Here is a 20,250-nt window from a genome sequence, read left to right on the forward strand (position 1 = left end):
TCAGATCCCCACCACGAAACCGTTGGACCAGACCTGCATGTGCTGGACCATGGTGTTCCAGACCCCGGTCAGCAGCAGCAGTCCGGTCACGATCATCATTCCGCCGCCGATCCGCATCACCCACACGTAGTGCCGCTTGACCCAGGCGAAGGCGCCCAGCGACTTGCGGAAGGCCACCGCGGCGAGGATGAAGGGCAGCCCGAGCCCCAGGCAGTACGCGATCATCAATATGGCACCGCGGCCCGCGCTGCCCTCGTTCATGGCGAGCGTGTTGACCGCCGACAGCGTCGGGCCCATGCACGGCGTCCAGCCGACCCCGAACATCGCCCCGAGCAGCGGGGCGCCGGCCAGTCCGGCAGCGGGCTTGCGGTGGAAGCGGAATTCGCGCTGGGTCATCCCGGGGATCATCCCCATGAAGAACAGGCCCATCAGCACCATGAGCCCGCCGAGGACCCGGGTGATGACCTCCTGCTGCTCCTGGAGTTCCCGCCCGAAGTACCCGAACAAGGCGCCGCCGGAGACGAAGACCACGGTGAAGCCGAGGACGAACAGCGCGGCGCCGGCGGTCATCCGGCCGCGTCGGGCGTCGGCGAGGTCGGTGCCGCCGACCCCGGTGACGTAGCTGAGGTAGCCGGGGACCAGGGGCAGCACGCACGGCGAGAAGAACGAGACGAGGCCGGCGAGCAAGGCGACCGGCAGGGCCAGCAGGAGCGCACCGCTCAGGACGGTCGTGCTCGGGCCCTCGATCGCGGCGAGGAACTGCGGTGCGGCGGCGAGTACCTGGGGGTCCGCGAGGGCGGCCCCTTCGGTGGAGGAGCTCACACCGATCACTTCTCCGCGATGACGGGGTCGACCATCTTGCGCAGGTTCTCCTCGCTGAGCGGGGTGAGCGCACGGGCGGCCACCCGTCCCTCACGGTCGAGCACGATCGTGGACGGGATCGACTGCGGGTTCAGGGTGCCCTTGGGGAAGCGGAGCATCAGCTTCCCCATCGGGTCGTAGAGGCTGGGGTAGGTCACGCCGAAGTTCTTCTCGAACTCCCGGGCGGGGCCCTTGCTGGAGTCCCGGGTGTTGATGCCGACGAACTCGACGCCCTCGGCCTTGGTCTCCTTGGCCACCTTCTGGAAACCGGGCGCTTCCGCACGGCAGGGCGGGCACCAGGAGCCCCAGACGTTGAGGACGACGACCTTGCCCTTGAAGTCGGCGACGTCGAGCCGCTCGCCCTCCAGGGTCTCGCCGTCGATCTTCGGTCCGGCGCCGCGCTCGCCCTTCTTGACGGTGGAGACACCGTCGGAGCTGGCCACGAAGTTGGTGCCGTTCGCGCCTCCGCTGGTGCCGCCGGAACCGCAGGCGGTGAGCAGCAGGGCGGCGCCCGTGGCGGCGGCGGTGAGCACCGCGATCCGGCCCCGGCGCCCCCCGGCGCCCCGGACCGCGGCCCCTGGACGGTGGTGGTGGCCCGACTGGCGGTGGGCGCGGGGTGCTGCGGCTGGGCTCTGCGGGGCGCGGCGGACGGCACTCATGTGAAAAGTTTCGCATGCCCGATTCGGGGATCTTCCGCACCCCCCTGACGGGGTCGAACGCCCATTTCAGAGGGGGTACGGGAAGCTCCGGGCGGGTTCGCCGACGGCACCGCCCGGAGGGGTACCGGAACCCGGCCCGCCGGTTCAGGCGGTGGGCGTCGCGGCGGACTTCCCCAGGTACGCCCGCCAGCCCCCGACGGGGGCCTTGCCCACGTCCAGGGCGCGCAGCCGGTCGAGGACCTCGGGCCGCTGGACGTCCAGCCAGTCCACCAACTGCCGGAAGGAGACGATCCTGATGTCGCGGTCGTGCGCCTTGCCGGAGTTGCCGGACTTCTTGGGCTCGTTGGCGGTGTCGGCGATGCGCCGGAGGGCGTTCTCCACGGCGTCCATGTAGATGCCGCCGTTCCACTGTTCGAAGTGGTTGCCGATGAACAGCGGGGCCCGGTTGGTCTCGTACGCGCGGCGGAAGCCGGCGAGGAGGGCGTCGGTGGCCTGCTCGCGCCAGCGGGTGCGGTGCCGGGTCGGGCCCTGGGTGGCGTTCCCGGACTGGTTGACCATGAGGTTGTAGTCCATCGACAGGACCTCGAACGAGTGCCCGGGGAAAGGTATCGCCTGGAGCGGCAGGTCCCACAGGCCGCCGCGCTTGCCGGGCCAGCGCTGGGTGCCGCCGGGCGAGGAGGAGTCGTAGCGCCAGCCCCGTGCGCGGGCCGCGGGCAGCAGTCGGTCCCGACCCAGCAAGCACGGGGTGCGGGCCCCCACCAGTTCCTTCCCGTAGTCGAAGGGGAGCGGAGGCAGGTCGGCCCAGCCGGTGTGGGTGCGCCACTCCTTGACGAAGGACTCGGCCTGCTCGATCTCGCTGCGCCACTGCGCGGAGGTCCAGTGCGCCACGGAACCGCTACCGCCGCAGAAGTGGCCGTTGAAGTGCGTGCCTATCTCATGGCCCTCGCGCCAGGCGCGGTCGACGCACCGGAGCGTCGCCCGGATGTTCTCGTCCTTCAGATATCCGATGTCGGACGCCCCGACGGGATTGTTCGGCGGACGGTACAACCGTTTCTTCGACTCGGGCAGCAGATAGATCCCCGAAAGGAAGAAGGTCATGTGCGCGTCGTGTTCACGGGCGAGATCGAGGAATCGCGGGAACAGTCCGTTGCCGACCTCCCCCGCGCCGTCCCAGGAGAAGACCACGAACTGCGGTGGCGTCTGTCCCGGCTCCAGCGGCACCGGGGCGGGGGGTTGGTGCGGCTGCTTTCCGGTGTACGAGGTGGAACCGTCGCCGATGAGCCTGACCGGCCGCCCGGTCGGGCTGCTCCTGACCGGCCCGGGTTCCTTTCCCCGGCGGGCGTCCGTGCCGCCGTTTCCGCTCCCGCCGCTCCCGCCGTCACCGCCCGGGTCGCAGCCCGCGAGCCCGAGCGCGGCGAGCGCGCCCGCTCCGGCCCCGATCATTCCCCGTCGACCGATGTCCTGCATGGAATCCCCTGAAGATCGCTTTGCGTCCCCCCAAAGACGCGTCCACTTGTTCGACGCTTCTTGAGAGCACGCAAAGAACCTTGAGGTTCCCTTTCAGACCGTTCCCGATCGGTTCTTTACCGATTCATGATTACTAGTACTCCAGTTGTAGATCGCGATCTTGCCGATGGGGCAGGGCCGTGGCCATGGCCACGGAGCGAAATCGCATCGCGTGGCGCGGTCGGGGGCTGGCACACTGCCTCCCATGGATCATCCGGAAGTACTGCTCATCGGTGGGCGTGCCGGTGTCGGCAAGACGACGGTGGGATGGGAGGTTTCGGCGCGACTGCGCGCCGCGGCGATCCCGCACGCGATCGTGGAGGGGGACTTCATGGGCCAGGTGCATCCGGCACCGGAGGGGGATCCCCACCGCTCGGAGATCACGGAGAGCAATCTGACGGCCGTCTGGACGAACTTCGCCCGGCTCGGCTACCGCCGCCTGATCTACACGAACACCGTGAGCGTGCTGCCCGAGGCGGCGGGCATGTTCGAGCGCGCCGTGGGGGCGGGCGTCCGGATCGTCCGCGTGCGCCGACACGGTGCGAGTGGCGACCGACGGGCGGCCCGTCGTGGACATCGCGCGTGAAGTGGTGGCCGCCACCGGCTGGATCGGGCGGCCCTCCACCGGGCGCTCCTGATCCTGCTGGTCGGGGCCCGTCCGGGAACGGGCGCGGCCACCATCAGCGACAAGCCGCTCGGACATGAAGATCGCGAGCCACCGCTGGAGCGCTAGGCCCCGAACGCCTTGTCTTTCCCCTTCACCTTCTTGGCCCCCGCCAGCAGGTGGGCGGGCACCAGGTCCCGGGCGGGCTCGGAGTACCCCACGGAGACGATCCGGTCACCGACGTACGTGAAGCTGGTGAGCGAGGCGAGGGTGCACTGCCGCCGCCGCGGGTCGTGCCACAGCCGGCGCCGCTCCACGTAGCTGCGCACGATCCAGATCGGCAACTGGTGGCTGACGAGCACGGCCTCGTGCCCCCGTGCGGCCTCCTTCGCCGCGTCCATCGCCCGCATCATCCGCACCACCTGGTCGATGTACGGCTCGCCCCAGGAGGGACGGAACGGGTTGATCAGGTGCTGCCAGTTCTCCGGCCTGCGCAGCGCCCCGTCACCCACCCCGAAGGTCTTGCCCTGGAAGACGTTGCCCGCCTCGATGAGCCGGACGTCGCTGCCCAGGTCGAGGCCGTGGGACTTGGCGACCGGCGCCGCCGTCTCCTGCGCGCGCTCCAGCGGGGAGGCCGCGACATGGGTGACGTCCCGCTCCGCGAGGTGCTCGGCGACCCGGTCGGCCATCCGCTGGCCCAGCTCCGACAGGTGGTACCCGGACAGCCGCCCGTACAGGATGCCCTCCGGGTTGTGGACCTCGCCGTGCCGCACCAGGTGGACGACCGTGCGGTCCGCGGCCGTCTCGCGCGCCGCGCCGCTCATGCCGCGCCTCCCGCGGTCCCCGGAGCGACGGCCTCGGCGGCGGCGCGGGCCGCTGCGGGCAGCGCCGCCGCGATCCGCTCGACCGCCCGCTCGTCGTGCGCGGTGGACACGAACCAGGACTCGAAGGCGGAGGGCGGCAGATAGACCCCCTGGGCGAGCATCGAGTGGAAGAACGCGGTGAACCGGAAGGACTCCTGCCGCTTGGCGTCCTCGTAGTCGCGGACCTCGTTCTCCGTGAAGAACACGGAGAACATGTTGGCGGCGCTCTGCACCCGGTGCGCGACGCCCTCCTTGTCGAGCGCCCCGGTCACCAGGGCCCTGACCTGCTCGGCGACCGCGTCGACGGTCACGTACGCGGCATCGTCCAGCAGACGCAGTTGGGCGAGCCCGGCGGCCGTCGCGACGGGGTTCCCGGACAGCGTGCCCGCCTGGTAGACCGGGCCGACCGGGGCCAGCGCGGCCATCACGTCCGCCCGGCCGCCGAAGGCCGCCGCGGGGAAGCCGCCGCCCATGACCTTGCCGAAGGTCATCAGGTCGGGCGCCACCCCGTCCACCCCGTACCAACCGGCCCGGGAGGTGCGGAACCCGGTCATCACCTCGTCCGAGATGAACAGCGCGCCGTTCTCCCGGCACAGGTCCCGCAGCCCCGCGTTGAAGCCCTCGCGCGGCGGCACCACGCCCATGTTGCCGGGGGACGCCTCGGTGATCACACAGGCGATCTCACCCGGGTGCGCGGCGAACGCGGCCCGGACGGCGTCGAGGTCGTTGTACGGGAGGACCACGGTGTCCCCGGCCTGCGCACCGGTCACGCCCGGGGTGTCCGGCAGGGCGAAGGTCGCGAGTCCGGACCCGGCGGCGGCCAGCAGGGCGTCCACGTGACCGTGGTAGCAGCCGGCGAACTTGACCACCTTGGCCCGGCCGGTGAAGCCGCGGGCCAGCCGGATGGCGGACATGGTGGCCTCGGTGCCGCTGGAGACCAGTCGGACCTGGTCCACCGGCGCCACCCGGGCCACGATCTCCTCGGCGAGGGCGACCTCCCCCTCACCGGGCGTGCCGAAGGACGTGCCGCGGACGACGGCCTCCTGCACGGCGGCGATCACCTCGGGGCGGGCGTGCCCGAGGATCATGGGCCCCCAGGAACACACGAGGTCCACGTACTCGCGGCCGTCGGCGTCGGTCAGGTAGGGCCCACGACCGGACACCATGAACCGGGGCGTACCGCCCACCGCGCGGAAGGCGCGTACGGGGGAATTCACACCCCCGGGCGTCACGAGGGCCGCGCGGTCGAAAAGCGACTGCGAAGCGGGGGCTTCGTACCGATAGGGTAGTTGGCTCATGACCTGCGGTTCCCTAGTGCCGAATGGGGTGGACGCCCCCCAGACTAGAAGAAAGGCCCCGCCCCCATCTCCCGGGGCGGTGCGGTCACCGGGTCTCCGGGGCGGGTAGCGGGTACGTGATCTCCACTGCGGTGCCACACGACCGTGGCAGCCGGACGGCCGAGGGCCCCGCCGGACCCGGCGGACCGACCCGGACGCGGCGGACACGCGGGGCGGCGCGCGGCGCGCGGGGTGGACGCAGCGGGCGGCGGGGACGCAGGACGGGCGCGGTGGGCGACCGATCGGCGCGCACCCGCACCGGTTCCCCCCATTTCCCTTACCGGTACCGCACACCCGCATTGCCGGTCGGCCGGGCACCTCCATTCCGTACCGCAAACCGGCGCGTCGGTTCCCGCTCGTTCGCCGGGCGCTCCACATCACGGGCACCGGTAATTCCCCACGCGTTCCACAACACGGTGCCGGCTCTTCCCGATACCGGCCCGGTGTTCCGTTTGCGGGGCCACCGTTTCCCTCTGTTGCACAAGCCCCGGGAACGGAACGCGCAGAACGCGAATATCCGGGCCGCCCCGTAGCGGAGTGTCATCGGCACGGCCCGGCGGGGCGTTCACCGCAGGGCAACACGCAGGAACGCGGGGGCAACCGGGGAAGCACCCACGAGGGGGCGGGTTCCGGGCAACCCCGGGAGGGCGGCGGCCACCGGGCGTGCGGGTCCCGCGGTTGCGGACGTCCACGGGTGCGTTCTCGGGTTCCCGGTGAAAAGGCGGGGCCGCAGCGAACACGGTGATTTCCCGACGCACCCGTTCCCGGGGTTCAACGGGCTTTTCCCCGAGCGACTTCACCCCGCGCTTTCGAGCCGGCTCCGCGCTTATCCCCTTTGGACTTTGCCCGACGGGTATATCCTGCTGCCACCCGGAGTACGGTGGCGACCCGCCTCCGGGCGCCCCACCTCATGAGCCGGACCCATGATCCGTAGACTACCCAGACGGCTCGAAGCCGGACATGATACGGACTGCGGCCTTGGTGCCAGAGCCTTCCGGCGTCCGGCGTCCGGGTGTTTCACGGCACGTTTCGGCGCGTGGGCGTGGGGGAGGTCACTGACACGATGATCGGGTTGCGCGGCCGGTTCCGCGCGCCTTGGAAAAGCAGTCGGGTGGAGATATGCATCGCGGTGGCGGACTGGGCGAGGGGACCGATGACCTGGGCCCCCGGCGTGCCCGGCGGGGAAGGCACCGGCGTGAAGCGGCGGAGGCGGCGGGAGCCCAGCTGCCCGGCGGGGCGCACGTCCCGGGGGGCCGGGGCGAGACGGAGCGGGCGTACCCGGGAAGCAGGAGCGGGCGGGTGGGGGTGACCTACAAGTACTTCGGCGCTCCCGACGGCGCCACCGCGGCCCGGGTGCCGATCTCGATGCGCCCCGAGGAACTCGGCGGCGACGAGCTGGGCATGGGCGGCATGTTCACGAAGATCAAGCCGGAGACGATGGCCGCCATGGTCCTCACCGGCATCGAGGGCATACCCCTGCACAAGGTGCCGCCGCTGGAGCTCGTCGTCCTCCATCCCGACTACGCCGTCGTCAAACTCCCCATGACGGTCGTCGACCCGCTGCGCGGCGTGGGCGAGGAGTCGGTGGGCGCGGCGGCGTTCATCTGGTCCACGGTCCCCGACCGGGGCGGCCCGCGTGACGCGTTCAACGTCTACCAACTGTTGCACCAGTGGCAGGACTTCAGCCACCGCCTCCACGAGGCTGGTCACCAACCGTACTGTCTAGTATGGCCTTGACCATTGCACTACCGCAGCACCCCTGATGTTCCGTCACCACCTTCGGGCCACAGCACGTTCCACCTCGCCGTGCCCGACTCCCCCGTCCACCATCTGGCTCGCGCTCGTAACCACTTCTCGACACGGGGCGTTCCCACTCTGTACACCGCGCGGCCGAGGCCGGGGGCTCAAGCCATGGAGGTGACGTGCGCGCGGTGCGCGGGCCAAAAGCTGGAGGAAGCACGTGGAACCGCACGTGAACGAAACCGCTCAAAACGCTCCGACCGGCGGGGGGGTGGAGGGCCGCGCTGACGACGGCCCGGCCCCCGGGGACCGCCTGGTACGGGGAGCTGGCGCATGAAGATCGTTTTCCTGCTGCACAACGGGTACGCCATCGGGGGCACCGTCCGGGTGACCCTCAACCTCGCGGGTGCGCTCGCCGAACGGCACGACGTGGAGATCGTGTCGATGATGCGGCACCGCGAGAACCCCCGGTTCGTGACGCCCCCGCGGGTACGGCTCGTCCCGCTGGTGGACATGCGCGAGGACGGACCGGACGCGGCCCTCCCCGAATTCGCGGAACCCGCCCGGGACTTTCCTTTCGAAGACACGCGTCACCACCAGTACAACCGGCTGATGGACCTGCGGGTACGGGAGTACCTGAAGGGCTGCACCGCGGACATCGTCATCGGGACGCGGCCCGGGATAAATGTGTATCTGGCACGTTTCGGGCCCCCGGGCGCCCTGCGGATCGCCCAGGAGCACCTGCGGCACGACGCCCACAAGAAGCCGTTGCGCGGGGTGCTCGCCCGCCACTACCGCACCCTCGACGCGCTGGTGACGATCACGGAGGCGGACGCCGCCGCGTACCGGGCGAAGATGCGGCTGCCGGGCGTCCCGGTGATCGCGGTGCCGAACATCGTGCCGGACACGGACGTGACCCCCTCCGACGGTTCCGCCAAGGTCATCGCCGCGGCCGGGCGACTCGCCAAGGGGAAACGGTTCGACCTGCTGCTTGACGCGTTCCGGCAGGTCTCCGACAAGCAGCCCGACTGGCGGCTGCGGATCTACGGGGGCGGGGCGCAGCAGGAGCGGTTGCAGCGGCAGATCGACCGGCTGGAGCTGGCCGGCCGGGCCACCTTGATGGGTCCGCACTCGCCGATCGAGCCGGAGTTCGCCAAGGCGTCGCTGCTGGTCAGCGCCTCGGACGCCGAGTCCTTCGGGATGACGCTGGTCGAGGCCATGCGCTGTGGGGTGCCGGTGGTCAGCACCGACTGCCCGCTCGGACCCGCCGAGATCATCCGCGACGGCGTCAACGGCAGGCTCGTCCCGATGGGGGACGCCGGTGCGCTGGCCGAAGCCATGCTCGCCCTGATCGACGACGAGTCGGGGCGCCGGGAGATGGCCGCCGCCGCGCTGGAGAGCGCCCGGCGCTACGATCCGGGGCCGATCGTCGACCGTTACGAACTGTTGTTCGACGATCTGGGGGCCAGCCGGGGCCGGCGGAACTGGCAACGCACCCGCGCCCGGTACATCGCCTCGCTGGTGCGCAGACGTCGCGCCCTGATACGGCGGGTGCGGCGATGGCGCGCGGCCCGGTGGCTGCGCGATCTGGTGCGGAGGCCGAGTCCGGGGCGCGCTCGGGCCTGACCCCGCACACGCGGCGGTCATGACTGCGTCACCTGCGCGGGGCGCCCCGTCCGGGGCGGATGCCCTCCGCCCGGGCCGTGTCCACGGTCCGGGCGGAGGGTTGCGTCACCGCACCTTCAGGGCGGCGAGCTGCTCTTCGAAGGGCACGACCCGGTCCTTGAGGGAGCCGGTGCCGAGCGGCCGGTCCTCGATCGAGCCGACCGTGCGGGGCGCCCCGCCGGCCGTCCCGGCCGGCCCGTCGCCCCGGTCCTGCGCCGGCACCTCGGCGGAGGCCGCCCGGTCCCGCGGCGCCGTGAGGGCCACGAGTTCCCCGGCGGCCCGCTCGATCCGCTCGGCGAGCCCTTCGGCTCCCCAGTCCTCGGACGCCGCGTAGACGCCGGTCGGCAGGACCACGGCCCGCAGGTACCCGAACAGCGGCCGTAGCGCGTGGTCGAGCACCAGCGAGTGCCGTCCGGTGCCCCCGGTGGCGCCGATGAGCACCGGCTTCCCGGTCAGCGCGTCCTTGTCGATCACGTCGAAGAACGACTTGAACAGTCCGCTGTAGGAGGCGGAGAACACGGGCGACACCACGATCAGCGCGTCCGCCTCCGCCACCGATTCCAGGGCCGACTCCAGGGCGGGCCCCGGGAAGCCGGTGACGAAGTTGTGCGCGATCTCGACGGCGAGGTCCCGCAGTTCGATCACCTCGACGTCCGTACCGGGCGCCCGCCGCACCGTCGACTCGGTGAGCCGGTCGGCGAGCAGCCGGGTGGACGAGGGGACGCTCAGTCCCGCGGAAACGACCACGAGCTTCATGCGGTCGTCACCTCCTGGGTGTCGTTGGTGTCACTGGTGTCGGCGGCTCGTGCCGCGGCGAGCCGGCTGGCGTGGGTGGGCGCGTCCGGCACGTTCGCCGGGCGGTTCTTGGCGAACTCCTTGCGCAGCACCGGGACGACCTCCTCACCGAGCAGGTCCAGCTGCTCCAGGACCGTCTTGAGCGGCAGTCCCGCGTGGTCGACGAGGAACAGCTGGCGCTGGTAGTCGCCCGCGTACTCACGGAAGGACAGCGTCTTCTCGATGACCTCCTGCGGCGAACCCACGGTCAGCGGCGTCTGCTGGGAGAACTCCTCCAGCGACGGGCCGTGCCCGTAGACCGGCGCGTTGTCGAAGTACGGACGGAAGTCCCGGATCGCGTCCTGCGAGTTCTTCCGCAGGAACACGTGTCCGCCGAGTCCGACGACGGCCTGCTCGGCCGTGCCGTGCCCGTAGTGGGCGTACCGGTCGCGGTAGAGCTCCACCATCCGCTGGGTGTGCTGCTTGGGCCAGAAGATGTTGTTGTGGAAGAAGCCGTCACCGTAGTACGCGGCCTGTTCCGCGATCTCCGGGGAGCGGATCGAACCGTGCCACACGAAGGGCGGCACCCCGTCCAGCGGACGCGGGGTCGAGGTGAACGACTGGAGCGGCGTGCGGAACTTGCCCTCCCAGTCGACCACGTCCTCGCGCCACAGGCGGTGCAGCAGCGCGTAGTTCTCGATGGCCAGCGGGATGCCCTGCCGGATGTCCTGACCGAACCACGGGTACACCGGGCCGGTGTTGCCGCGGCCCATCATCACGTCGATGCGACCGTTCGCGAGGTGCTGGAGCATCGCGTAGTCCTCGGCGATCTTCACCGGGTCGTTGGTGGTGATGAGGGTGGTGGAGGTGGAGAGGATCAGGTTCTCGGTGCGGGCGGCGATCCAGCCGAGCATGGTCGTCGGCGAGGAGGGGACGAACGGCGGGTTGTGGTGCTCGCCCATCGCGAAGACGTCGAGCCCGACCTCCTCGGCCTTCAGCGCGATGGACGTCATCGCGTTGATCCGCTCGTGCTCGGTGGGGAGACGCCCGGTGGTCGGATCCGGCGTGACGTCCCCGACGGAGAAGATTCCGAACTGCATGGCTGCTCACCCTTCGAAGTGGTTGATTGTTCAACTACATCAGTCCGAACCGTACCCCACCTCCAGGTATTCCCGCACCCCCGCCCCGCCCCCGGACCCGTCCCGCACACCGCACACCGCCGGACCGCCGGACCGCAGCCCGCCCCGGACCGCCGCACGCACGAGGGCCCGGCGGGCGATCCACCGCCCCACCGGACCCTCATCACGTTCCGTAGCGCCACGCCTGCCGAGGGGGCGCCGCCTACGCCTCCGCCGGCCCCGCCGACCCCTGGGCCGGCGGGGCCCACCGCGGGTCACGCCCCGTCGCGGCCAACAGCCGCTCGAACGCCCCGCCCCCCTCCGGCACGGCCACCGGCTCCCCCATCATCCCCATCCGGCGCGCGGTCGGTCCCAGCTCCGCCACCGCCCGCTCCAGCACCGGCACCACGCCCGTACCGTCCGGATCGGGCCGGTACGGCACCCCCAGGGCCCGGGCGAGGTCCCAGGCGTGCACCGTGAGGTCGAGCAGCGCCATGCACCCCACCGTCCGCGCCGGCATGTCCAGCGCCCCCGTGGTGCCCTCCTCCGCGCCGGGCAGCGACCACGCCCCGACCAGCTCCGCCACCGCCGCGGCGAACCCCTCGCGCCAGTCGGCGGCCACCGCCACCCGCTCGGGCGTCGCACTGAAGTCGGACGGTTGCTTCAACGCCAGCTCCCGGAACTGGACCACCACGTGGAAGAGGTGGTCCACCAGGGCCCGTACGTCGTAGTCGGCGCACGGCGTGCGGTGGGTCAGCGAGGCGTCGGGCAGCGTCCGGACCAGGTCCACCGCCTGGCGTCCGGAGGCGTCGAGGAGCACGCCCAGCGCGGGGGCACCGGACTCCGGTGCGGTACGAAGATCACTCATACGTTCACCGTAAGAACGCGCCACGGCCGCGGCTTGAACAAACGCGACAGCTCTTCGCGAGCACCCCCGCTTACGATTCCCCCATGTCAGCGCCACGCCGTGACACCCGGGGCATCGTGAACGCCGCCGACCTGCTGAGCCACGTACGTTTCCGCCGCCACGAACCCGCCGCCGACCTACGCCCCTACCTGGAGCACTACTGGCTGATCGACTGGGACCTGCCACGGCCCTACGCGACCCATGTCGTCCCCCACCCCTGCGTCAACATCGTCTTCCAGCACTACGCGGGCCAGCAGCCGTTCTGCGAGGTGGCGGGCGTCGGACTCGACCTGTTCACCCAGGAACTGGCGGCCACCGGGCGCGTCTGCGGCATCCAGTTCCGTCCGGGCGGCTTCCGCCCCTTCGCCCCGCACGCGCCCGCCGCCGAGTGGACCGGACGCCGTCTCGCCCCGCCCGCGGTCTTCGACGAGCCCGCGCACGCACCCGCGCTCGCCACCGCCCTGCACGCCGTCCTCACCCCCGAGGACGACCGGGCGCGCGTGGCGGCGCTCGACGCCTTCCTCCGGGGGCTCGGCCCGCACGGCCGGGGTCCCGAACCCGATCCGCAGGCCGCCCTGGCGACGGACCTGGTCGACCTCATCCGGCGGGACCGGTCGATCCGCCGGGTCGGCGACTTCGCCCGCGACCAGGACATGCCGGTCCGGACGATGCAACGGCTGTTCGCCGGGTACGTCGGGGTCGGCCCCAAGTGGGTCATCCTCCGCTACCGCATCCACGAGGCCCTGGAGCGCGCCGAGGACGAGCGGGCGGTGGACTGGGCGGGGCTCGCGGCCGACCTCGGCTACGCGGACCAGGCCCACCTGGTCCGCGACTTCACCGCGACGGTCGGCGTCCCCCCGACCGCGCACGCGGCGCGCTGACGGAGGTGCGTTCACCTGACGGTGCGCTGTCGGGTGCGGGTGCGCTGTTGTTCTGCGCAGTTCCCCGCGCCCCTGAAGGGCTCCCGGCCGGTCTGATGCGCATCGGACGGGCCGGTGCGCATCAGAAGTGGTAGACGTCGCCCGTCTCCAGCACCAGCACCTCGTGCCGGTGGTTGTCCGGGTTGTCGTCCCGGGCGCCGCCGTTCCACAGGGTGTCGATCCGCAGGGACACCTCCGTCGGTGCGCCCGCCAGCCGGACCGCCAGGTCGACGGGGTCGCCTAGGCCGCCCGCCGTCAGCCCGCCGGTCCGGCACACCAGGGCGGCCCGGCCCGCGCGCACGCACCGCGCCGGGAGGGTCTGCTCGTCGGCGAGCGGCACCGACCAGTCGAGGCGTGTCGTCGCGTCGCTGATGTCGGAGGGCCCGAAGTTCTGCGGGGTGAACCGCAGGCTCACCCGGCCCTGCGCCATCGACACGCTGCCGTGCTGCGCCAGGTCGGCCTCCGACACCGACGCGTCCGGTTCGTCCCCGGGGGCCGCCCCCGTCGGCAGCGGTCCCGCGGCGGCCGTGCCGAGCACCACGGCGCCCACCAGGCACGTCGCCAGCACGCCGCGGACGGGACGCCACCCGGTCCCGCGGTGGCCGCGACCGTACTCATGTCCGCATCCGTGGCCGTGGCCGCATCCGTGGCCGTGTTCCTGTCCGCGCACCGCGCCCCGCTCCTCACCGTCACACCGGTCCGGTCCCGTGGCATCAGGTCCGGTCATACGATCCGACGCATCACGGGGATGTATCCCCCGCCACGCCCGACCCAGGCGCCACCCAACAGGTGACGCGACCCGGCGACGTGGCAGCCTCTCCGCATGCTCACCGCTCGCTCCGTCCTGCTCTTCGTCGTCGCCGCCCTCTTCGAGATCGGCGGCGCCTGGCTCGTCTGGCAGGGGGTGCGGGAGCACCGGGGCTGGGTGTGGATCGGTGCCGGGATCATCGCCCTCGGCGCGTACGGGTTCGTCGCCACGCTCCAGCCCGACGCCGAGTTCGGCCGCGTCCTCGCCGCCTACGGGGGTGTCTTCGTCGCCGGTTCGATCGCCTGGGGCATGGTCGCGGACGGCTACCGGCCGGGCCGGTGGGACGTGACGGGTGCCCTGATCTGCCTCGCCGGCATGGCCGTGATCATGTACGCGCCCCGGAGCGGCAGCTGAGACGATCGGGGCGTTCGCGCTGGTCAGCCGGGTGTCGCCGAAAGTTATCCACAGGCCCGAACGGTGCACGCCGGACCCGCCTATCCTGAATCCCGGCGACGCAGCCGCGCCACCAGCCGCCCCAGGCCGAGGAGTCCCGCCATGACCCGCCCGGACGCCAGTACCCTCCCCCACGGCGCGCCCCCGCCGGGGCGCACGGCGGTCGTGACCGGAGCCAGCAGCGGCATCGGCGCGGCCACCGCCCGCCGGCTCGCCGCCGAGGGGTTCCGGGTGGTGCTCACCGCCCGCCGCAAGGACCGGATAGCGGACCTGGCGGCGGAGCTGACGGCGGCCGGCCACCAGGCCACGGCCCACCCGCTGGACGTCACCGACCGCGCCGCCGTGGAGTCCTTCGCGGCGACCCTGGACCACTGCGCGGTCCTGGTGAACAACGCCGGCGGAGCCCTCGGCGCCGACCCGGTGGCGACGGCCGACCCGGCGGACTGGCGCCGGATGTACGAGACGAACGTCCTCGGCACCCTGCACGTCACCCAGTGCCTGCTCCCGGCGCTGGAGGCGAGCGGCGACGGCACGGTGGTGATCGTGTCGTCCACCGCGGGCCACGCCGCGTACGAGGGCGGCGGCGGGTACGTCGCGGCGAAGCACGCCGAGCACGTCCTCGCCGAGACGCTCCGACTGGAGATCGTGGGGCGCCCGGTGCGGGTCGTCGAGGTGGCGCCCGGCATGGTCCGCACGGACGAGTTCGCGAAGACCCGCTTCCGGGGCGACGAGGAGAAGGCCGCGAAGGTCTACGAAGGGGTGGCCGAGCCCCTCACCGCGGACGACGTGGCCGACACCATCGCCTGGACCGTCACCCGCCCGAGCCACGTCAACATCGACCTGCTGGTGGTGCGCCCCCGCGCCCAGGCGTCCAACACGAAGGTCCACCGGGTCCGATGACCACCGACCCGGACGACCCCGCCCCCGGCCCCCACCCCGAAGCCGGCTCCGCCGCCCGGCCCGCCGACACCGACGCGGACGTGCGCCGCCGCGCCGAGGAGAAGCGCACCGAGCGCCACGTCTGGTGGTACCTGGCCTACTTCCTCTTCGGCATCCACCTGGTCGCCTTCGTCATGATCTACGCAGTCCGCCACGGCAAGTAGCCCACCGGGGCGGTCGGCCGTCCCGACGACTCAGCCCTTGACGCAGACGACCTGCTTCAGCTTCGCCACCACCTGCACCAGGTCCTGCTGCTGCTCGATGACGTGCTCGATCGGCTTGTACGCGCCGGGGATCTCGTCGACCACGCCGGCGTCCTTGCGGCACTCGACGCCCCGGGTCTGGTCCGCCAGGTCCTGGACGGAGAACCGCCGCTTCGCCGCGTTGCGGCTCATCCGCCGGCCCGCCCCGTGGGAGGCGGAGTTGAACGACTTCTCGTTGCCGAGCCCGCGCACGATGTACGAACCGGTGCCCATGGAACCCGGGATGATCCCGTAGTCCCCGGACCCGGCGCGGATCGCGCCCTTGCGGGTGACCAACAGGTCCATGCCGTCGTACCGCTCCTCGGCCACGTAGTTGTGGTGGCAGGAGATCTCCGGTGCGAACCCGACCTTGGCCTTGCGGAACTCCTTGCGGACCACGTCCCGCAGCAGCGACATCATCAGCGCACGGTTGTACTTCGCGTACTCCTGCGCCCAGAAGAGGTCATTGCGGTAGGCGGCCATCTGCGGGGTGTCCGCGACGAAGACCGCGAGGTCACGGTCGACGATGCCCTGGTTGTGCGGGAGGGACTGCGCGATGCCGATGTGGTGCTCGGCGAGTTCCTTGCCGATGTTGCGCGAACCCGAGTGCAGCATCAGCCACACCGCGTCGTCCGTGTCGATGCACACCTCGACGAAGTGGTTGCCGCCCCCGAGCGTCCCCATCTGTTTGCTCGCCCGGTCCTGGCGGAAGTGCACCGCCTCGGCGATCCCGCCGAACCGGGTCCAGAAGTCGTTCCAGCCCGCGGTGGCGAAGCCGTGGAACCGTCCGGGGTCCACCGCCTCGTCGTGCATGGCGCGGCCGACCGGGATGGCCTCCTCGATCTTCGAGCGCAGCCGGGACAGGTCACCCGGCAGGTCACCCGCCGTCAGCGAGGTCCGGACCGCCGACATCCCGCAGCCGATGTCCACCCCGACCGCGGCCGGACACACCGCGTCCCGCATCGCGATCACCGAGCCGACCGTGGCGCCCTTGCCGTAGTGGACGTCCGGCATCACGGCGAGACCCTTGATCCAGGGCAGCGTCGCCACGTTCTGGAGCTGTCGCAGTGCCCCGTCCTCGACGGTCGCCGGGTCCGCCCACATCCGGATCGGTACCCGGGCCCCCTCAAGCTCCACGTACGACATAACGCCCTCTTAACCCCGTAGTTAGACAAATGCCCGAAAACGCAAATACCGGTGCCAAGGTCAAGGAAAAGGATGCTGGACCGGCATTCACGGCCGTGCGTGCGATACACATTGTGTCGGCCGGACCGTCCCCTGCGGCAAGCGATTAAGCCCTTCCAGGACCCGGCCGCGCCCCCGCGCCTGTCCGGCGCACCCCCGTCGAGAGGAACACCACCGTGCAGCGGAAGGCGTACGTACCGGGCGTCGCCGTACTCCTCACGGCCCTGCTCGCGGGCTGCACCAGCGGCTCCGAAGCGGACGGCTCGGCCGGCGACGCCAAGCAGGGCGGGCCCGGCGCCTCCGTGCCCGCCGCCGAACCCGGCCGCTACCGCACCCTGCCCGAACCCTGCGGCGCCCTCAACCGCAGCACCCTGGACTCCCTGCTCCCCGGGATCAAGGAGATCGCCGACGAGGAACAGCGGAACAATGCCTACGAGGGCACGGCGACCGCCACCTACGACACCGACCGTCGGGTCGGCTGCCGCTGGAAGGCCGAGTCCGTCGACGCCACCCACCACCTGCTGATCGACCTGGACCGGGTGGTTTCCTACGACGGGGAGGTCAGCGACGAGGAGCGCGCCCAGGAGGTGTACGAGGCGAAGAAGTCCGACGCCGACATCCCGGAGCCCGCCCGCTCCTCCCCGGACACGCCGTCGAACTCCGGTTCCCCTTCCGGCAGCACGTCCCCGGACGCCTCCGGCACCCCCGACGGCGGGACGGGTTCGCAGCCCGCGGCCTCGGACGACCCCACGGCCGACACCGACACCGACACCGACTCCAGCGGCGACGCCGACTCCGCGGACGAGTTGCTCCCCCGCGTGCTCGACGACCTCGGCGACGCCGCCTTCATCGACGACGCCGCCACCTCCTCGGGCTCCGCCCAGCACCGCGAGGTGACTGTGGTGTTCCGCACGTCGAACGTGATCGTGACCATCGGTTACGAGGCCCAGCCGACGCTCGCCGGCGAACAGCCCGACAGCAAGGACATGCAGGACAGGGCGCGGAACCTCGCCGCCCGACTGGCCGACCGACTGAGCAACTGACGGCGGTCCGGCCCGTCCCCGCAGGGGGTGTTGCGGACCCGCCCGTCACCCGTTCGGCGTACCGTGACCCCTCGGACCACCCCGCAAGGCCCACTGATCCACCGCGTCACGAGTGAAGGAACCATGCACCGACCAGCACAGCGACTCACCCGCGCCCTCGTCTGCGCGGCCACCGCGACGGTGATCATCGGCGCGGCCGGCTGCTCGTCCGATTCCGGCTCCGACTCCGGTTCCGACGACGCGAAGAAGGGCAGCGGGTCCAGCGCCCCGGCGTCCGGCTCCACCACCCCGGACTCCGCGCCCCCGCCCGTCGAGGAAGCGGCCTACGCGAAGCTGCCCGACCCGTGCGAGACGCTGTCGAAGACGACCCGCGGGGAACTCGCCCCGAAGGGAGGGGCGGGCAAGGCCAGCACCTCCGACGACACGGCGACGCGCGGCACGTGCTCGTGGAGCAGCCTCGACAACAACGGGGTGAAGGGCTCGCAGTTCCGCTGGCTGAACGTCTCGCTGCTGCGCTTCGAGTCCGACCAGAACCGCGGTTCCGGCGCGAAGCTCGCCAAGGAGTACCTGGGCAAGCAGGTCGCGGACGCCCAGGGCACGAGCGGGGCGAAGAAGCTCGCCACCAGCCCGCTGAGCGGCACGGGCGACGAGGCGCAGCGGATCGCGTACGACCTGAAGAAGAAGGAAGGCACCTTCAAGCAGAACACGGTCGTGGCGCGCGTCGAGAACGTCGTCGTGACGGTCGACTACAACGGTGCGGGCCTCGCCGGTGACGCGACCCCGAGCGCCGAAACCCTGACGAAGGCGGCCCAGAAGGCGACGAAGGAAGCGGTGGCCGCGGTCATCGCCGCCAACGAGCAGTCCGCCGACGCCGACAAGGACAGCAAGAACAAGAAGAACGACAAGGGCGACAAGGGCGACAAGGGTTCCGAAGAGGGCAAGACCGGCGGCGGCTCGGGCAGCGGCATCTCGCGGTCCCCCGACAAGAGCAAGCCCCAGAAGGCCGCTTAGCCCACGCCCGGCCCTGGTCAGGGGAGGTCGGGGAGGGCACCGCGTCGCCGACCACCCGCACAGGTGTGCCACTCTGTTGCGCGCAACAGCCTCACACGGCAGGGCGAGGGCGCGGCGACACAGGCGGCGCAGGGAGGGGGCGACGGTGGCCGAACCACTTGAGCTGACGCGGACCCACCGCATTCTCATCGGGCTGGTCGTCGCCGGCGCGGTCATCATCGCGGGCATCGGCTTCGCCGGTTCCTACGCGGCGGTGCGCGAACTCGCCCTGGCCAAGGGCTTCGGGAACTTCAGCTACGTGTTCCCGATCGGCATCGACGCGGGCATCTGCGTACTGCTCGCGCTGGACCTGCTGTTGACCTGGATACGCATCCCGTTCCCGTTGCTGCGGCAGACGGCGTGGCTGCTGACCCTGGCGACGATCGCGTTCAACGGCGCGGCGGCCTGGCCCGATCCGCTGGGCGTGGGCATGCACTCCGTGATCCCGGTGCTGTTCGTCGTCTCCGTCGAGGCGGCCCGGCACGCGGTGGGCCGGATCGCGGACATCACCGCGGACAAGCACATGGAGGGCGTCCGGCTGACCCGGTGGCTGCTGTCGCCGCTGCCGACGTTCCTGCTGTGGCGCCGGATGAAGCTGTGGGAGCTGCGCAGTTACGACCAGGTGATCCGGTTGGAACAGGACCGGCTCGTCTACCAGGCGCGGTTGCGCTCCCGCTTCGGTCGCTCGTGGCGGCGCAAGGCCCCGGTGGAGTCCCTGATGCCGCTGCGGCTCGCGCGCTACGGGGTCCCGCTGGCCGAGACCGCCCCCGCGGGTCTCGCCGCCGCGGGCATCGAACCGGCCGTGCTGCCCGCGGCCGAGGCCAAGAACACCCCGATCGCGCCCGCCGCACCGGTCCCGGCCCTCGATCACGAGCCGGAACGGCAACTCGCGCCCGCCACCGGCGCCGCACCCCCGCAGCACCGGGGACCGGACCGACCGGCCGCCGCGAACCCGGCCCGGGCGCAGGCCCAGGGGGTCGACGAGCACGGCAACCCGTGGTTCAAGGACCCGCAGCAGCAGAAGCCCTACGCGGGCGGCTACGACCCCACGTACGAACCGGACGAGCGGTACGAGGACGAGGACGGGCACCGGGCCCCCCGGCGCGCGGAGGGCATGCGGCCCGAGGACCTGTGGCGCGACGACCTGTGGCCCGAGGACCCCGAGGCGGCCCTGCCCGACGACATGCTGCCCCCGTACCCGGAAGCCGAGTTCCCGGGTACGGAGTACGTGCGGCCCGAGCCGCCGCGGCCGGGGTTCCACGTGCCCGCGGGGCCGAACCAGACCCGTCCGCTCGGTCACGGCACGGTGCCCGGTCCGCGGACGGGGGACGTCATCGAGCAGGCGCCGGACGACGCCGTGTTGCCGCATCCGGAAGGGGAGCCGGCCGGGGTCGCGGGCGACGAGGAGCGTTCGGGGTTCCCGGAGGGCCTGTCCCGCCAGGACGCGTACTACCAGGTCTTCCGCCAGAGCTTCAAGGCCCAGGGGAGCATGCCGACCCCGGGGAGCTTCGGCGCGGACCTCCAGTCGACGTACGGCGTCCAGGAGAGTGACGCCGCACTCAAGCGCTATGTGAAGTCCTTCGGGGAGCGGTTCAACACCGAGCTGGCCGAGGACCACATCGCGTAGGACCTCGTG

Annotated in this window: 19 protein-coding genes and 1 pseudogene; 10 read left to right on the forward strand and 10 right to left on the reverse strand. The window is 71.7% G+C overall.

Features of this window, described 5'->3' with window-relative positions; genetic code table 11:
* The 3 genes from ACFWIA_RS13925 to ACFWIA_RS13935 all read right to left on the reverse strand — a co-directional run bounded on the left by ACFWIA_RS13925 (nucleotide 1) and on the right by ACFWIA_RS13935 (nucleotide 2,987).
* Nucleotides 1–747, reverse strand: coding sequence for a cytochrome c biogenesis CcdA family protein (locus tag ACFWIA_RS13925; protein ID WP_387003861.1), 747 nt, complete (start codon nucleotides 745–747; stop codon nucleotides 1–3).
* Nucleotides 748–827: 80 nt separating this feature from the next.
* The gene (locus ACFWIA_RS13930; protein ID WP_387003731.1) at nucleotides 828–1,520 is read right to left on the reverse strand and encodes a TlpA family protein disulfide reductase; all 693 of its coding nucleotides are present in this window, start codon (nucleotides 1,518–1,520) and stop codon (nucleotides 828–830) included.
* Nucleotides 1,521–1,664: 144 nt separating this feature from the next.
* Nucleotides 1,665–2,987: a hypothetical protein gene (locus tag ACFWIA_RS13935; protein WP_387003734.1), complete on the reverse strand. Its 1,323-nt coding sequence runs from the start codon at nucleotides 2,985–2,987 to the stop codon at nucleotides 1,665–1,667.
* 244 nt (nucleotides 2,988–3,231) lie between these two features.
* Between ACFWIA_RS13935 and ACFWIA_RS13940 the strand changes: the two are divergent.
* A pseudogene (locus tag ACFWIA_RS13940) lies at nucleotides 3,232–3,664 on the forward strand (hypothetical protein).
* Between the two features lie 91 nt (nucleotides 3,665–3,755).
* Here ACFWIA_RS13940 and ACFWIA_RS13945 read toward each other — a convergent pair.
* Together ACFWIA_RS13945 and hemL are read right to left on the reverse strand one after the other, a co-directional pair.
* On the reverse strand, nucleotides 3,756–4,454 hold the full coding sequence (locus ACFWIA_RS13945) for a histidine phosphatase family protein (protein ID WP_387003737.1): 699 nt from the start codon (nucleotides 4,452–4,454) through the stop codon (nucleotides 3,756–3,758).
* Nucleotides 4,451–5,791: a glutamate-1-semialdehyde 2,1-aminomutase gene (gene hemL, locus ACFWIA_RS13950; RefSeq protein ID WP_387003740.1), complete on the reverse strand. Its 1,341-nt coding sequence runs from the start codon at nucleotides 5,789–5,791 to the stop codon at nucleotides 4,451–4,453. The genes ACFWIA_RS13945 and hemL overlap by 4 nt, the downstream gene beginning before the upstream one ends.
* A gap of 1,158 nt (nucleotides 5,792–6,949) precedes the next feature.
* On the opposite strand from hemL, the gene ACFWIA_RS13955 reads away from it, so the two are divergent.
* Together ACFWIA_RS13955 and ACFWIA_RS13960 are read left to right on the forward strand one after the other, a co-directional pair.
* Complete coding sequence (locus ACFWIA_RS13955) at nucleotides 6,950–7,567, forward strand: hypothetical protein (RefSeq protein WP_385494939.1); 618 nt, start codon at nucleotides 6,950–6,952, stop codon at nucleotides 7,565–7,567.
* 336 nt (nucleotides 7,568–7,903) lie between these two features.
* Nucleotides 7,904–9,196, forward strand: coding sequence for a glycosyltransferase family 4 protein (locus tag ACFWIA_RS13960; RefSeq protein WP_387003743.1), 1,293 nt, complete (start codon nucleotides 7,904–7,906; stop codon nucleotides 9,194–9,196).
* A 105-nt stretch (nucleotides 9,197–9,301) separates the two neighbouring features.
* Here the strand turns inward: ACFWIA_RS13960 and ACFWIA_RS13965 are convergent, their stop codons facing one another.
* The 3 genes from ACFWIA_RS13965 to ACFWIA_RS13975 form a co-directional block, all read right to left on the reverse strand.
* Nucleotides 9,302–9,991 (reverse strand): FMN reductase, encoded by a 690-nt coding sequence (locus ACFWIA_RS13965; RefSeq protein WP_387003746.1) that lies wholly within the window; start codon nucleotides 9,989–9,991, stop codon nucleotides 9,302–9,304.
* Complete coding sequence (locus ACFWIA_RS13970; RefSeq protein ID WP_387003749.1) at nucleotides 9,988–11,109, reverse strand: LLM class flavin-dependent oxidoreductase; 1,122 nt, start codon at nucleotides 11,107–11,109, stop codon at nucleotides 9,988–9,990. The genes ACFWIA_RS13965 and ACFWIA_RS13970 overlap by 4 nt, the downstream gene beginning before the upstream one ends.
* Nucleotides 11,110–11,350: 241 nt before the next feature.
* Nucleotides 11,351–11,995 carry a TIGR03086 family metal-binding protein gene (locus ACFWIA_RS13975; RefSeq protein ID WP_387003752.1) on the reverse strand — a complete coding sequence of 215 codons (645 nt, stop codon included), beginning with the start codon at nucleotides 11,993–11,995 and terminating at the stop codon, nucleotides 11,351–11,353.
* Between the two features lie 83 nt (nucleotides 11,996–12,078).
* Here ACFWIA_RS13975 and ACFWIA_RS13980 point away from each other — a divergent pair, with 83 nt between their 5' ends.
* The gene (locus ACFWIA_RS13980; RefSeq protein ID WP_387003755.1) at nucleotides 12,079–12,915 is read left to right on the forward strand and encodes a DUF6597 domain-containing transcriptional factor; all 837 of its coding nucleotides are present in this window, start codon (nucleotides 12,079–12,081) and stop codon (nucleotides 12,913–12,915) included.
* Nucleotides 12,916–13,036: 121 nt separating this feature from the next.
* Here ACFWIA_RS13980 and ACFWIA_RS13985 read toward each other — a convergent pair whose 3' ends face one another.
* On the reverse strand, nucleotides 13,037–13,522 hold the full coding sequence (locus ACFWIA_RS13985) for a hypothetical protein (RefSeq protein WP_387003757.1): 486 nt from the start codon (nucleotides 13,520–13,522) through the stop codon (nucleotides 13,037–13,039).
* A gap of 255 nt (nucleotides 13,523–13,777) precedes the next feature.
* Here ACFWIA_RS13985 and ACFWIA_RS13990 point away from each other — a divergent pair, with 255 nt between their 5' ends.
* The 3 genes from ACFWIA_RS13990 to ACFWIA_RS14000 all read left to right on the forward strand — a co-directional run bounded on the left by ACFWIA_RS13990 (nucleotide 13,778) and on the right by ACFWIA_RS14000 (nucleotide 15,258).
* Nucleotides 13,778–14,116 carry a YnfA family protein gene (locus ACFWIA_RS13990; RefSeq protein WP_387003760.1) on the forward strand — a complete coding sequence of 113 codons (339 nt, stop codon included), beginning with the start codon at nucleotides 13,778–13,780 and terminating at the stop codon, nucleotides 14,114–14,116.
* A 141-nt stretch (nucleotides 14,117–14,257) separates the two neighbouring features.
* Nucleotides 14,258–15,055: an SDR family NAD(P)-dependent oxidoreductase gene (locus ACFWIA_RS13995; protein WP_387003762.1), complete on the forward strand. Its 798-nt coding sequence runs from the start codon at nucleotides 14,258–14,260 to the stop codon at nucleotides 15,053–15,055.
* Nucleotides 15,052–15,258 (forward strand): hypothetical protein, encoded by a 207-nt coding sequence (locus tag ACFWIA_RS14000; protein ID WP_387003765.1) that lies wholly within the window; start codon nucleotides 15,052–15,054, stop codon nucleotides 15,256–15,258. Before ACFWIA_RS13995 ends, ACFWIA_RS14000 begins: the two co-directional genes overlap by 4 nt.
* A 30-nt stretch (nucleotides 15,259–15,288) precedes the next feature.
* On the opposite strand, the gene ACFWIA_RS14005 is transcribed toward ACFWIA_RS14000, so the two are convergent.
* Complete coding sequence (locus ACFWIA_RS14005; RefSeq protein WP_387003767.1) at nucleotides 15,289–16,482, reverse strand: RtcB family protein; 1,194 nt, start codon at nucleotides 16,480–16,482, stop codon at nucleotides 15,289–15,291.
* Between the two features lie 215 nt (nucleotides 16,483–16,697).
* On the opposite strand from ACFWIA_RS14005, the gene ACFWIA_RS14010 reads away from it, so the two are divergent.
* The 3 genes from ACFWIA_RS14010 to ACFWIA_RS14020 all read left to right on the forward strand — a co-directional run bounded on the left by ACFWIA_RS14010 (nucleotide 16,698) and on the right by ACFWIA_RS14020 (nucleotide 20,241).
* Nucleotides 16,698–17,564, forward strand: a complete 867-nt coding sequence (locus ACFWIA_RS14010) for a DUF3558 domain-containing protein (RefSeq protein WP_387003770.1) — start codon at nucleotides 16,698–16,700, stop codon at nucleotides 17,562–17,564.
* Between the two features lie 123 nt (nucleotides 17,565–17,687).
* Entirely contained in the window at nucleotides 17,688–18,575 is an 888-nt protein-coding gene (locus tag ACFWIA_RS14015) for a DUF3558 family protein (RefSeq protein ID WP_387003773.1), read from the forward strand.
* A gap of 145 nt (nucleotides 18,576–18,720) precedes the next feature.
* Entirely contained in the window at nucleotides 18,721–20,241 is a 1,521-nt protein-coding gene (locus ACFWIA_RS14020) for a DUF2637 domain-containing protein (protein ID WP_387003776.1), read from the forward strand.
* Nucleotides 20,242–20,250 lie beyond the last annotated feature (9 nt).

It is taken from the genome of Streptomyces sp. NPDC127068 (assembly GCF_042724695.1).
Lineage (GTDB): Bacteria > Actinomycetota > Actinomycetes > Streptomycetales > Streptomycetaceae > Streptomyces.

Excerpts from the sequence above, each read along its gene's own strand:
- ACFWIA_RS13930 (WP_387003731.1), bottom strand. The coding sequence starts at position 1,520 with ATGAGTGCCGTCCGCCGCGCCCCGCAGAGCCCAGCCGCAGCACCCCGC.
- ACFWIA_RS13935 (WP_387003734.1), bottom strand. The coding sequence starts at position 2,987 with ATGCAGGACATCGGTCGACGGGGAATGATCGGGGCCGGAGCGGGCGCG.
- ACFWIA_RS13945 (WP_387003737.1), bottom strand. The coding sequence starts at position 4,454 with ATGAGCGGCGCGGCGCGCGAGACGGCCGCGGACCGCACGGTCGTCCAC.
- hemL (WP_387003740.1), bottom strand. The coding sequence starts at position 5,791 with ATGAGCCAACTACCCTATCGGTACGAAGCCCCCGCTTCGCAGTCGCTT.
- ACFWIA_RS13955 (WP_385494939.1), top strand. The coding sequence starts at position 6,950 with ATGCATCGCGGTGGCGGACTGGGCGAGGGGACCGATGACCTGGGCCCC.
- ACFWIA_RS13960 (WP_387003743.1), top strand. The coding sequence starts at position 7,904 with ATGAAGATCGTTTTCCTGCTGCACAACGGGTACGCCATCGGGGGCACC.
- ACFWIA_RS13965 (WP_387003746.1), bottom strand. The coding sequence starts at position 9,991 with ATGAAGCTCGTGGTCGTTTCCGCGGGACTGAGCGTCCCCTCGTCCACC.
- ACFWIA_RS13970 (WP_387003749.1), bottom strand. The coding sequence starts at position 11,109 with ATGCAGTTCGGAATCTTCTCCGTCGGGGACGTCACGCCGGATCCGACC.
- ACFWIA_RS13975 (WP_387003752.1), bottom strand. The coding sequence starts at position 11,995 with ATGAGTGATCTTCGTACCGCACCGGAGTCCGGTGCCCCCGCGCTGGGC.
- ACFWIA_RS13980 (WP_387003755.1), top strand. The coding sequence starts at position 12,079 with ATGTCAGCGCCACGCCGTGACACCCGGGGCATCGTGAACGCCGCCGAC.
- ACFWIA_RS13990 (WP_387003760.1), top strand. The coding sequence starts at position 13,778 with ATGCTCACCGCTCGCTCCGTCCTGCTCTTCGTCGTCGCCGCCCTCTTC.
- ACFWIA_RS13995 (WP_387003762.1), top strand. The coding sequence starts at position 14,258 with ATGACCCGCCCGGACGCCAGTACCCTCCCCCACGGCGCGCCCCCGCCG.
- ACFWIA_RS14000 (WP_387003765.1), top strand. The coding sequence starts at position 15,052 with ATGACCACCGACCCGGACGACCCCGCCCCCGGCCCCCACCCCGAAGCC.
- ACFWIA_RS14005 (WP_387003767.1), bottom strand. The coding sequence starts at position 16,482 with ATGTCGTACGTGGAGCTTGAGGGGGCCCGGGTACCGATCCGGATGTGG.
- ACFWIA_RS14015 (WP_387003773.1), top strand. The coding sequence starts at position 17,688 with ATGCACCGACCAGCACAGCGACTCACCCGCGCCCTCGTCTGCGCGGCC.